General features: G+C 42.0%; 10 protein-coding genes and 2 pseudogenes. 6 read left to right on the top strand and 6 right to left on the bottom strand.

Going from position 1 to position 12,030, the window contains the following annotated elements:
* Window positions 1-58: 58 nt before the first annotated feature.
* A pseudogene (gene hemL, locus ENH88_RS02450) lies at window positions 59-1,132 on the top strand (glutamate-1-semialdehyde 2,1-aminomutase); the annotation flags it as partial.
* 77 nt (window positions 1,133-1,209) lie between these two features.
* On the opposite strand, the gene mrcB reads toward hemL, so the two are convergent.
* From mrcB to ENH88_RS02425, 5 genes are all read right to left on the bottom strand, one after another.
* Window positions 1,210-3,561 (bottom strand): penicillin-binding protein 1B, encoded by a 2,352-nt coding sequence (mrcB, locus tag ENH88_RS02445; RefSeq protein ID WP_304179067.1) that lies wholly within the window; start codon window positions 3,559-3,561, stop codon window positions 1,210-1,212.
* 117 nt (window positions 3,562-3,678) lie between these two features.
* Complete coding sequence (locus ENH88_RS02440; RefSeq protein ID WP_084448088.1) at window positions 3,679-3,840, bottom strand: YqaE/Pmp3 family membrane protein; 162 nt, start codon at window positions 3,838-3,840, stop codon at window positions 3,679-3,681.
* Between the two features lie 175 nt (window positions 3,841-4,015).
* On the bottom strand, window positions 4,016-5,245 hold the full coding sequence (locus tag ENH88_RS02435; RefSeq protein ID WP_304179063.1) for an ammonium transporter: 1,230 nt from the start codon (window positions 5,243-5,245) through the stop codon (window positions 4,016-4,018).
* A gap of 9 nt (window positions 5,246-5,254) precedes the next feature.
* Complete coding sequence (locus tag ENH88_RS02430; RefSeq protein WP_016708666.1) at window positions 5,255-5,593, bottom strand: P-II family nitrogen regulator; 339 nt, start codon at window positions 5,591-5,593, stop codon at window positions 5,255-5,257.
* A gap of 176 nt (window positions 5,594-5,769) precedes the next feature.
* The gene (locus ENH88_RS02425; protein WP_304179059.1) at window positions 5,770-7,002 is read right to left on the bottom strand and encodes a GGDEF domain-containing response regulator; all 1,233 of its coding nucleotides are present in this window, start codon (window positions 7,000-7,002) and stop codon (window positions 5,770-5,772) included.
* 259 nt (window positions 7,003-7,261) lie between these two features.
* Between ENH88_RS02425 and ENH88_RS02420 the strand changes: the two genes are divergently transcribed.
* From ENH88_RS02420 to serA, 5 genes and pseudogenes are all read left to right on the top strand, one after another.
* On the top strand, window positions 7,262-8,779 hold the full coding sequence (locus tag ENH88_RS02420; protein WP_304179058.1) for a S10 family peptidase: 1,518 nt from the start codon (window positions 7,262-7,264) through the stop codon (window positions 8,777-8,779).
* Window positions 8,780-8,895: 116 nt separating this feature from the next.
* Window positions 8,896-9,453, top strand: a complete 558-nt coding sequence (locus tag ENH88_RS02415) for a hypothetical protein (RefSeq protein WP_304179056.1) — start codon at window positions 8,896-8,898, stop codon at window positions 9,451-9,453.
* Window positions 9,454-9,482: 29 nt separating this feature from the next.
* Window positions 9,483-10,079 carry a 5-formyltetrahydrofolate cyclo-ligase gene (locus tag ENH88_RS02410; protein WP_304179054.1) on the top strand — a complete coding sequence of 199 codons (597 nt, stop codon included), beginning with the start codon at window positions 9,483-9,485 and terminating at the stop codon, window positions 10,077-10,079.
* Window positions 10,080-10,132: 53 nt separating this feature from the next.
* Window positions 10,133-10,786: a ribose-5-phosphate isomerase RpiA gene (rpiA, locus tag ENH88_RS02405; RefSeq protein WP_304179053.1), complete on the top strand. Its 654-nt coding sequence runs from the start codon at window positions 10,133-10,135 to the stop codon at window positions 10,784-10,786.
* Window positions 10,787-10,799: 13 nt separating this feature from the next.
* Window positions 10,800-11,573 (top strand): annotated as a pseudogene (serA, locus tag ENH88_RS02400) (phosphoglycerate dehydrogenase); the annotation flags it as partial.
* Here serA and ENH88_RS02395 read toward each other — a convergent pair.
* The coding region (locus ENH88_RS02395; protein ID WP_304179051.1) for an NAD(P)-dependent oxidoreductase at window positions 11,506-12,030 on the bottom strand (525 nt) is incomplete at its 5' end. The pseudogene serA and the gene ENH88_RS02395 sit on opposite strands and share 68 nt — an antisense overlap.

Here is a 12,030-nt window from a genome sequence, read left to right as displayed (position 1 = left end):
TTGTCAGTGCGCCTGAACCTGCTTTTACTAATAATGAATCTGCGTGACCGTGGTAACAGCCATCAAACAAGCGGTACTTGATGCGGTAGAAAACGGCCTAAGCTATGGCGCCCCCACTGAAGCCGAGATTTTCATGGCTGAAAAAGTAAAACAGCTAGTGCCATCAATCGAAAAAGTACGCATGGTAAGCTCAGGTACTGAAGCGACCATGAGCGCAATTCGCCTAGCGCGTGGTTTTACTGGCCGTGACAAAATACTTAAATTTGAAGGCTGTTACCACGGTCACGCAGATTCATTATTAGTAAAAGCAGGTTCAGGCGCACTGACAATGGGTGTACCAAACTCACCCGGTATTCCGGAAGATTTTGCTAAGCACACCTTAACGGTATCGTTTAATAACCTTGACGAAGTAAAAGCTATTTTCGCCAAGTACGCCGACGAAATCGCCTGCATTATCGTAGAACCCGTTGCTGGTAACATGAACTGTATTCCACCCGTACCAGGCTTTTTAGAAGGTTTGCGTGCGGTATGTGATGAATACAAAGCAGTACTTATTTTTGACGAAGTCATGACCGGCTTTCGCGTTGCTCTTGGCGGTGCACAAGCCTATTACAACATCATTCCTGACTTAACTTGTTTAGGTAAAGTGATTGGCGGCGGCATGCCAGTAGGCGCATTTGGTGGTAAAACTGAGATCATGGATTACATTGCGCCAGTAGGTCCTGTTTATCAAGCAGGCACACTATCAGGTAACCCAATCGCCATGGCGGCAGGCTTAAAAGCACTCGAGCTTTTGTGTGTTGATGGCCTACACACTGAGCTTGAAGCGAAAAGTAAAGCTATCTGTGACGGCTTCGAAGCTGCCGCGAAAAAAGCCGGTATTCCACTGACCACTAACTACGCCGGTGGTATGTATGGCTTCTTCTTTACTGATCAAGAAAAAGTAACCACTTACCAACAAGCGACCCAATGTGATTTAGAGCGCTTTAAAAAGTTCTTCCACTTAATGCTTGAAGAAGGTGTTTATTTAGCACCATCAGCATTTGAAGCTGGCTTTGTTTGCTCTGAACACTCAGAGCAAGAAATCGCCGACACCATCGCCGCTGCCGAACGCGCGTTTGCTAAGCTTTAAGTTGTAAATTTATGCAATAAAAAAAGCCCGCAAGGGCTTTTTTTATGAGCGAAATAACCTAAGTTCTGGTTACCTATTTATCTCTGACAACTTGGCCTTGGCTCAAATTCACTGGCCCTCAGTGGTAGCTGAATGACCTTGCCACAGCCCGGAGGCGCTTGTTTACCAGTTAGTTCGTCGATAAATGCCCAACGAATAGAAGGTGGGCGTGTATCAGCGATTGCCTCAGGGTTGAGCGGCTTAAGATAACGAATATAGGTTTCCAATGCGCCAACACTGCCCGTTAAGCCAGTACTTTTATTATCATCACGACCAAGCCATGCAACCGTTACTGTATTTTGATCAAAGCCTGCATACCAACTATCACGTAAGTCATTACTGGTGCCGGTTTTACCTGCAAGTTGAATCGACGGAAAATGGGCATTTAAGCGTTTTGCAGTGCCGTCTTTAGTCACCCGTTTCATGGCATATTTAGTCATATACACCGCGGCTTTATCAAAGCGCGGCGCTGAGCTGATATTATGCTGATAAAGCACACGGCCTACTGAGTCGGTTAATGCCGAAATAGATGTTAATTGGCGATATTCGCCATCAGCCGCCAACGTGGTATAAAGCTGAGCAACTTCAAAGCTCGACATTTCAACAGCACCGAGCAGTAATGATGGATACTGTGATATTTGCTCTTTAGCGCCGAGTTTATTGAGTGTATCAGCGACTTTATCCACCCCAACATCTAGCCCCAAGTTCACCACTGGAATATTGATACTTTGACTAAACGCTTTATAAAGCGGTAGCGTGCCGCGATATTGATGATCAAAATTTTCTGGTTGCCACACTTTGCCTTGCTCATTAGTCACTTGCACTGGTGAGTCATCTAGCAGCGTCGCTAAATTATAGTGTGGTAAACCCAATGCAGTTAAATACACCGCTGGTTTAACCAATGATCCTATATTACGTTTTGTATCAAGAACGCGGTTAAATCCTAAGAAGCGAGGATCGCGTCCAGCCACCAGCGCAGATACCCCACCCTTTTCTACATTAACTGAGATCATCGCCGCTTCAAGCTGCTCTGTGGTGCTGCGTTTTTCAAGGTATGGTAGGCTTTTTTCAATAGCCTCTTCCATTGCTGCTTGTTTTTGTAAATCAAAATAAGTAAACACTCGCACGCCGGCATCAAGTACTTCTTGATCAGGTAGCAATTTTTTCAACTCACGATCCACCAACTCTAAATAACCTGGGTATGATTTAGGTAAGCTGTCCTTCATTGGTGCAATCGAAATTGGCCGCTTTAATGCAGCACGGTATTCGCGGGTATCAATTAATTTATTATCAACCATTAAACGCAGCACTAAATCACGGCGCTCCATAGTGCGCTCAGGGTAACGGCGCGGATTATAATATGAAGGGCCTTTAACCATAGCAACGAGTAACGCTATTTGATCGTACTCAAGCTCATCGACAGGCTTAGAAAAATAAAACTCGGAAGCTAAGCCCATACCATGCACACCTTGGTTATACGATTGGCCAAGATATACTTCGTTTAAGTAAGCTTCTAAGATTTGATCTTTTGAATAGCGATAATCTAAAATCAAGGCGATCAGCGCTTCGTTGAATTTACGGATCAGCGTACGATCACGGGTTAAGTAAATATTTTTTGCCAACTGTTGCGTTAAAGTACTACCACCTTGAACTGTTCGCCCTGCTTTTATATTGCTGTATAAAGCACGCATAATCGAAAACACCGATACGCCATGGTGCTGGTAAAAATTCTGATCTTCAACCACTAACAGTGTATCTGTTAACATTGGTGGAAACTTATCCAGCGGCACAAACTCGCGGTCTTGTTTGGAATCATTACCAATACGTGCAATTTGTACTGGCTCTAATCGAGCGCTGTTTAAGCGTCTGCCAAATTTATCTTTAATGCTGGCAAGTTTTTGACCCGCAAAACGCAGCTCAATAACTTGTGCTTGCTCTAAACCATCATAAAACTCAAATTCACGACGGAAGATTTTAATACTATCGCCCGCTTTTACATATTGCCCGGTACGGCTGAGCTTATTCACCGAAGAATAATTTAACCTATCGAGTTCCCACACCACTTCTTGGCTAGATAAAAACTGGCCTGGGTAAAAACCCATTGCTCTGGCATAGACTTGTGCTGGCAGCTGCCATTTATTGCCTTCAAATTGACGGGTGATTTTGGCATCTAGATAGATTAAATATAAAGCCATGGCAATAATGCCAGCTAAGCTGAGCTTCCAAAAAATAGACCAAATCTTACGACCAATACCCCGTTTTTTTATATTTTTTGCCGGCGCCTTTTTAGTCGGTGCTTTTTTCACAGTCTTAGACGCAGTCGTTGAGGCTTTATTGGCCGGGCGTTTCGATGGAGTTTTACTAGAGCGGGAATCTTTTTTATCAGCCATTGACGTTGCTATTTATTTCCAGAGTTAAATTTACAGGTGCGAGCTTAGCATACACGCTAACACCTGCAAAATTAACCTTGACTGAAACTACTTAACCACAATACGAGTTAGCCAATTCTAACGAGTACACAGCCACAGCGCGTGGATCATCGCAGGAATAAAGAAGATAAAGCATAAGATAATATTGATGATCAGGTCTTTACCTACTCCTGCTTTTAAGAATACCGCCACAGGAGGTAAAAAAATCGACAGAATGATCAAGAGTAATTTGTTATCCATAGTTTGCCCTTCAATTGTAATTAGTGTCATTTAAAGAATAGACACTAAATCATTATTTTCCTACCTGAATATTCTGAATTTTATCAATCAGTTTTACGTTTATTAGAAACCAAAAAAAGTCCTAATCGAAATTAGGACTTTGTTTTGAACACACAATGATTTTAAAAATTTTTACTTAGTTACTACGTACCGAAACAAACTCAGGGTAAGCATCAATACCACAATCGTGTTGATCCATGCCGTTTAGTTCTTCTTCTTCTGTTACCCGGATACCCATGGTTTTCTTCAGTATTCCCCACACGATAAGTGAGGCAATAAATACAAATCCTAAGATACATACTAAGCCGATTAACTGGTTAACTATCGTTGCTTCAGCATTTGATACTGGTACTAAAATAATACCTAAAATACCACATACACCATGCACTGAGATTGCACCAACTGGGTCATCAATTTTAATTTTGTCTAGCGCAACAATGCTAAATACCACTAATGAGCCACCTAAAATACCGAGTAAACAAGCTAATAAAGGTGATGGTGATAATGGGTCAGCAGTGATAACAACCAAGCCTGCAAGTGCACCATTAAGTACCATAGTTAAATCAGCTTTACCCCATAACACTTTACAGACGAATAGTGCTGCAATTGCACCCGTTGCTGCAGCAGCGTTGGTGTTAAGTAGAATTTGACCAACCGCAGTGGCATTTTCAGCATCAGAGATAAGTAACTGTGAGCCGCCGTTAAAGCCGAACCAACCCATCCACAGAATAAATGTACCTAATGTAGCCAGTGGTAAGTTAGAACCTGGAATTGGGTAGATCTCACCATTTTTACCGTATTTACCTTTACGAGCACCTAGCATTAATACACCAGCCAGTGCAGCAGCAGCGCCTGTGCCGTGAACAATAGCAGAGCCTGCAAAGTCAACAAAGCCCATTTCAGATAAGAAGCCACCGCCCCATGTCCAGTAGCCTTCAACTGGGTAAATAAAGCCAGTTAATACCACGGCAAAAGCAAGGAAAGCCCATAACTTCATACGTTCCGCAACCGCACCCGATACAATCGACATAGCCGTTGCCACGAATACCACTTGGAAGAAGAAGTCTGACTCTAAAGAATGATTTGCATCAGCAGCTTGAGTGCCAATTAGCGCACCAAGCGAAGGCACTAAGCCACCTTCAGCGTTGTCTACATACATAATGTTGTAGCCAACCAATAAGAACATGGTACATGCGATAGCATAAAGTGCCACGTTCTTGGTTAAAATTTCAGTGGTATTTTTTGAACGAACTAAGCCCGCTTCTAACATGGCGAAACCAGCCGCCATCCACATCACTAAAATACCCGATATTAAAAAATAAAATGTATCTAACGAAAACTTGAGTTCAACTATCGTGTTTTCCATAAAGCCCCCTTAAATTGCTTCTTCATCTAATTCACCCGTACGAATACGGACAATTTGATCTAAGTCGTAAACGAAAATTTTGCCGTCGCCAATTTTGCCTGTTGAAGCTATTTTGGTAATGGTCTCAACGACCCTTTGACAATTTTCGGTACGAGTAGCAATCTCAAGTTTGATTTTTGGAATAAAATCAACTTGATATTCAGCTCCACGGTACAGCTCTGTATGACCGCGTTGACGACCAAAACCTTTGACGTCAACAACCGTCATTCCCTCAATGCCTAAATCAGCCAGCGCTTCACGCACATCATCTAATTTGAATGGCTTTATTATTGCACTAATCATTTTCATAGTGGCCCCCTTCGGACGCTTATTGTTATCCTGTTTGCTAAGATAATCCAACCTTTGTGCCACTATTTTAAATAATTAAAAAACAACTAGTTACATAATAAAAATAAATTACTGATATAAAAAATGCACCATATAGGTGCATTTTTTTAACATCTTAACTGTGCTGGTGCAGCAGCCTAATTTTGCCTTACCACACAGTCGCGATTTTGCTCTTTCGCTTGATACAGCGCTTTATCCGCTAACCGCATGGCACTGGTTAAAGTCACATTTTGGAATTTGGTTAAACCAATACTCACTGTAATTGCAAATGCATGACCATCTATCACAAAGTCATACTCTGATAACCTAACTCTAAACGCATCTAGCAACGAATAAGCTTGATCTAATCCTACATCAGCTAACACAACCGCAAACTCTTCACCGCCAACCCGGGCAACCGTATAACCTTTAAATGAACTGCGTAGTAACGACGCTACTTGCTTTAGTGCCTGATCCCCCGCTTCATGACCAAATTTATCATTAATCGTTTTAAAGAAATCAATATCAAGTAACGCTAAGCTATTATTGCGCGATGTTTCTTTTAACAGTTTTTCGGCAAATTGGTAAAAATAGCGGCGATTATAAAGGTTAGTTAAATCATCACGAAAAGCACTCTCTTTAATATCTGCGATAAGAGAAAGCTGCTCCATCGTTTGCAATACACGACAATGGAACTCTTCATTCATAAAGGGTTTTGTTAAAAAGTCATTTGCACCAAATTTGATAAACCGAGCAGATAAGCCATGTTTACCCGCACCAGATAAACCTATAATTGCTAAATCATCACGACCACGAATATTGCGCACCGCTTTGACAAGCTCAAAACCATCCATGGTCGGCATCGCATAATCAGTCAGCAATAGTTTAATCTCTGGATCACTTTTTAGTATTTGTAACGCTTGTTCACCATCATGCGCATCTTGCACATCAAACAACTGCTTTTCGAGCATTTGTCTCATTAATGAACGACTTAATAAAGAGTCATCGGCGATCAAAGCCTTACAACCTTGATTGCGTAATAATTGCGCCACTAATTTAATTGCATAATGATAAGAGTCACGATTATCTTTTATTACATAATCAACCACCCCAAGCTCTAATATTTGCTGACGTTTATATTCATCAATCGTAGATGTGAGCACCACAGTAGGAATTTCGTGCTCTAGGGTGTATTTAACTACTTCACCATTCATCGCATCAGGCAGTGTTAAATCAACTAAGGCCAGTGTGTACTGATGTTTTGCAATAAACTCTTTGCCCTGTGCCAGTGACCAAGCAAAATCAATTGCAACATCAAGATAATGAGCCGATAAGTGTCGCAATACTTGCTGGACAACTTTACTATCTTCAACTACTAACACTCTTTGCATATATCTTCTCAACACGACAGCGGACATTGCCGAAATAAATTATTTACGAATAAAGTAAGAACTAAGTATGAAATATACCTTATTATTGCCTTGAGCAAAATATCTTGCTGCAAATATAAGCATAAAAGCACAGTGCTTCTCTTACAGATAATATTATTGTCTACCTCCTACCGATTAATATTGGCGTCTAGTCTCATTCTCTTTGTTATTTGCATAAAAATTATCTTTAATGGGTTAACAATTGTTTAAAGGATCCACCATGAAGCTTATCAGTATCATTAGTTTCTCACTGGCTGTACTTACTTTAAGTGTCAGTACCACCAGTTATGCAGAAAACCAACGTCGCATTGATGTTGACAGCAAAGTTATCACAGAGCATAAAGCGCGCATCAATGGCGAGCGTTTTTCATATACAGCAACCACAGGCACGCAGCCGGTGTGGGATGACAAAGGCGATGCTATTGCGACCTTACAGTACACCTATTATACCCGCGATAAAGTGGACGATAGAACGAAGCGCCCATTGCTGATCTCATTTAATGGCGGCCCAGGCTCTGCTTCAGTATGGATGCACATTGCCTATACTGGCCCACGGGTGTTAAAAATTGATGACGAAGGCTACCCTATTCAACCTTATGGTATAAAAGACAATCCTTATTCAGTGCTTGATGTTGCCGACATCGTTTATGTTAATCCAGTCAATACCGGTTATTCTCGCATCCTTGAAAACGACAAAGGCGAACTGCCAAGTAAAGATGCACAACAAAAAATGTTTTTTGGTGTTAATGCCGACATAAAATATTTAGCCGAATGGTTAAATACCTTTGTGTCACGCAACGAGCGCTGGCGTTCACCTAAGTTTTTAATTGGCGAAAGCTATGGCACAACCCGTGTGTCAGGGCTTGCTCATGAGCTGCAAAACCGCCAATGGATGTACGTTAATGGTGTGGTGTTAGTGTCTCCGACTGACATTGGGATCAAACGTGAAGGCCCTGTAGAAGCTGCTAACCGTCTCCCTTACTTTGCAGCAACAGCTTGGTATCACAAAGCACTTAGTCCAGCACTGCAAGCAAAAGATTTAGACGAGTTACTCCCTGAGGTAGAAGAATTCACAGTTAACAAATTATTGCCCGCTATCGCCAAAGGCGGCTTTCTTGGCGCTGACGAAAAACAAGCCATCATCAAACAAATGGCTTTATATGCCGGTGTATCTGAAAAGTTTGTTGCACAAAACAACCTCGATATTCCAAATAACTTTTTCTGGAAAGAGTTACTGCGTGAACGTGGCCAAACTGTAGGCCGTTTAGATTCTCGCTACTTAGGTATTGATAAACGTGATGCGGGCGAATCTCCTGATTACTGGGCTGAGCTTACGTCATGGCTACACTCATTTACACCGGCGATTAATCACTATTTACGTGATGAACTAAACTATAAAACAGATGTTAAATATAACTTGTTTGGCAATGTGCACCCGTGGGACCGTACAAATAATAACACCGGTGAAAATTTACGTTTAGCTATGGCGCAAAACCCTTACCTCAATGTGATGATCCAATCAGGTTATTTTGATGGCGCAACCAATTACTTTGATGCCAAGTACACTATGTGGCAACTGGATCCAAGCAGCAAAATGCGTGAGCGCTTGAGCTTTAAAGGCTACCGCAGTGGTCATATGATGTATTTACGTCATGCTGATCTAGAAAGCTCAAACAATGATTTACGAGATTTCATTTTAAAATCATTACCTAAAGAAGGTGAAGCTGCAAAATATTAAACATTACGCAGGCTCATTTAGTTAAAAAAAGCCCGTTTATTACGGGCTTTTTTTCGCAACATGTAAACGTTTAGGTATATACTCAAACCATTGATTTTACGTTTTGGAAAACAAAAATGGCAGAAAACTTCCGTGTTATGTTTGCAGGTCTTGCGCAAAATACTGACCAAGCACACGCGATCAGCCAATTGGCAACTAAACTAAAAGCCCCCACAGCAAAAGTGGCCGCTTTTTTTGACAACAAGCCATTGTTTGCCCCTTGTGAAAAAGAAAAAGCGCTAAAACAAGCAAAATTACTTGCTAGTGTCGGCGTCATAAGTAAGCTGCAACCAGTTGAAACAAGCACAGCTAGCAGCACAGTTGCCAGCGATAATGAAACATCAAGCCAGCGCGATGAACGAATTTTTAACGCCCTTGATTACATCACTAGCAGCTTAATTCGTATCGAAGAAAAACTCGATGACTTAGAGCAGCGCCTATCCACTACCCAACAACAAGCAAATGCTGATGAAGATGAGGATTGGCAAAATGATGACCTGCTACTGGACGAAGAATTAACCACCCCAATTAAAAAGCGCAGTAACGTGTTGTTGTTTTCTCTAATTGCAATGGTGGTTATCTTGCTCGTGCTATTGGGATTATCGTTTGCATTTCCTGATTTATTCAGTGTTTAGGACAACTAACAGGTACGCCAAAAATAATAATGAGTGAAAAAAGAGCACAGATCCGCCAACAAATCCGTAAAGCACGTAATTTACTGTCAAAATCTGAGCAAGAAATTGCGGCAAAATCACTTAAAGTGAATTTTACTCAACACTTAAAACAACAAAAAAAGACCCAAAACGCCCATATAGGCATTTATTTTAGCAATGACGCAGAACTTGATACCTCATTGTTAATAAAAGACCTTTGGAGTAAAAATCACCATCTTTACCTGCCGGTTATCCACCCCTTTAATGGCACTACTTTGTACTTTCAGCTCTATGAAGAAAATTCACCCATGAAGCCAAACCGCTATGGTATCTTGGAGCCCAAGTTAAATTGTAGTCAGATATGCCCACTTGCGGAGCTTGATTATCTGCTGATGCCATTAGTGGCATTTGATGATAACGGCAACCGATTAGGGATGGGGGGTGGTTTTTATGATAAAACACTGGCGCGCTACGAACAAGAAAACTGGCAAAAACCACAACTGATTGGCCTTGCACATCAATGTCAACATGTTAAAAGTTTACCGGTTGAATCGTGGGACGTACCATTAAATTACATAATCACACCGCAGAAAATCTACCATTGGTAAGCATTTTATTTATATACTAATGGCAATCTCTCTCACCTATTGAGCATATAACAATGACACAAGATGAATTAAAAAAAGCAGCAGCTTGGGCTGCACTCGAATTTGTAAAAGAAGGCACCATAGTAGGTGTGGGTACCGGTTCAACGGTAAACCACTTTATTGATGCCTTAGGCTCGGTAAAAGACACCATTGTCGGTGCTGTTTCGAGCTCAGATGCTTCAACCGAAAAGCTTAAAGCACTCGGCATTGAAGTCTATGAATTAAACGATGTTGATAGCCTAGATGTCTACATTGATGGCGCCGATGAGATCAACGCACTGAACGAAATGATCAAAGGCGGTGGCGCGGCATTGACCCGTGAAAAAATCGTCTCAGCAGTGGCTAAACAATTTGTTTGTATTGTTGATGAAACAAAAATAGTGGACACCTTAGGTGAATTTCCACTGCCGGTAGAAGTTATTCCTATGGCACGCAGTTATGTTGCCCGTGAATTACTAAAACTAGGCGGCGACCCTGTTTATCGTCAAGGTGTAGTGACAGACAATGGCAACGTTATTTTAGACGTGCATAACTTGTCTATCAGCCAAGCAAAAGATTTAGAGCTGACAATTAACCAAATTGTTGGCGTAGTAACCAATGGCTTATTTGCCCAGCGTGGCGCAGATAAAGTGATTATCGGTACCAAAAATGGGCCGCAAATTAGATAAATAGGATGAGGATATGAGTAAGGTATCGTTAGCAAAAGACAAAATTAAAATCCTTTTGCTTGAAGGTGTGCATCAAAGTGCTGTTGAAACGCTAAAACGCAACGGCTACAGCAATATTGATTATGTAAAAACCTCATTACCTGAGGACGAACTACTTGAGCGCATCAAAGATGTGCACTTTGTAGGCCTGCGTTCTCGCACTCATATTACCGAAGCGGTATTAGATGCCGCTGAAAAACTGGTCGCTGTTGGCTGCTTTTGTATCGGCACTAATCAAGTTGATTTAAACGCAGCTCGTGAACGCGGCATTGCGGTTTTCAACGCACCATTTTCTAACACCCGCTCTGTTGCTGAGCTAGTACTAGGTGAGATTTTACTATTGTTCCGTGGTATTCCAGAGCGTAACGCTATTGCTCATCGCGGCGGTTGGTTAAAAACAGCCAATGGCTCGTTTGAAGCCCGTGGTAAAACGCTAGGTATTATTGGTTACGGCCACATTGGTACGCAGCTAGGTATCATGGCTGAAAACATCGGTATGAACGTTGAGTTTTACGATATTGAAGACAAGCTAACTCTAGGTAATGCCACCCAAGTGCATAACCTAACGCAGCTACTGCAACGCGCCGATGTTATCAGCTTACATGTGCCTGAAACACCGCAAACTAAAAACCTAATTGGTAGCGCGGAAATTTCAGTGATGAAGCAAGGTGCAATTTTGATCAACGCCTCACGCGGCACTGTGGTTGATATTGACGCCCTAGCCGAAGCACTACATAACCAATCGCTTCGTCTGTTTGCAAGTATTGCGCGGCGATGTTGATGCCGTGCTGAGCAAACGCTTGGTTAATTTGAGTTAACACGCCTGGGCGGTTGTGGTGTACGTGCAATAAACGGCTACGGTTAGCAAGCTCTGGTAGTGACACTTCAGGGAAGTTAACAGCAGTAATCGTTGAGCCGTTGTCTGAGTATTTAGCTAGTTTACCCGCTACTTCAATACCGATGTTTTCTTGCGCTTCTTGGGTTGAACCACCGATGTGCGGCGTTAAAATGACGTTGTCGAATTCGCGCAGTGGCGAGATAAATTCTTCGTCGTTTGATTTTGGTTCAACGGGGAATACGTCGATGGCAGCGCCGCTGATTTTTTTATCACGTAGTGCTTCGGCTAGGGCGTCAATATCAACCACAGTGCCGCGTGAGGCGTTGATCAAAATTGCACCTTGCTTCATCACTGAAATTTCCGCGCT

It is taken from the genome of Pseudoalteromonas prydzensis, from assembly GCF_011050055.1.
GTDB lineage: Bacteria > Pseudomonadota > Gammaproteobacteria > Enterobacterales > Alteromonadaceae > Pseudoalteromonas > Pseudoalteromonas prydzensis_A.
Note: the sequence above shows the minus strand (reverse complement) of the source record. Positions and strands in the feature narration are given on the sequence as shown.